Origin of the sequence: Pseudomonas abyssi, assembly GCF_002307495.1 — a bacterium.
Lineage (GTDB): Bacteria > Pseudomonadota > Gammaproteobacteria > Pseudomonadales > Pseudomonadaceae > Halopseudomonas > Halopseudomonas abyssi.
Genome location: NZ_NTMR01000032.1, coordinates 1 through 528 on the forward strand (window position 1 = coordinate 1; position 528 = coordinate 528).

At 61.0% G+C, this 528-nt stretch carries 1 protein-coding gene; it reads left to right on the forward strand.

The annotated features are described in order from the left end of the window. Nucleotides 1-112 precede the first annotated feature (112 nt). Nucleotides 113-448 carry an IS66-like element accessory protein TnpA gene (gene tnpA / locus CNQ84_RS18910; RefSeq protein ID WP_211287211.1) on the forward strand — a complete coding sequence of 112 codons (336 nt, stop codon included), beginning with the start codon at nt 113-115 and terminating at the stop codon, nt 446-448. Nucleotides 449-528 lie beyond the last annotated feature (80 nt).

Consider the following 528-nt stretch of genomic DNA (forward strand, 5'->3'; position numbering starts at 1 on the left):
CCTTTTTTTGTAACCGTCCGGGCAACACACCTCCTCAATTCCGCCTGGTAGCGGCATGGTGTCCACCTGTTTTTGGTGGACACCATTTCAAGCCCCTTGCGGAGGAACTCCCGTGCCAGGCCTACGCCGCTCCTATCCCAAATCCTTCAAGGCCCAGGTCGTCGAGGAGTGCAGCCAGCCCGGTGCCTCGGTTGCCGGCGTAGCCTTGAGTCCTGGCCTTAACGCCAATCTCGTGCACAAGTGGATTCGCCGCCAGCAGGCACAGCTGCCTGCTGTACCCTCCAGTTTTATTCCGATCCCTCTCGTCCCGAGCCTACCTGCTACCCCGAGTGCTGCCGACATGGCCATCCAGATCGTTATTCCTCATCGGGTCGGCAAGCTGTCGGTGCAGTGGCCGGGCAACGACCCTGAAGGTTGTGCTCGTTTCCTGCGCGAGCTGCTGAAGTGATCCGCATTGAACGCATTTGGCTCGCCACTGAGCCTCTGGACATGCGCGCCGGCACTGACACAGCGCTGGCCCGCGTAGTC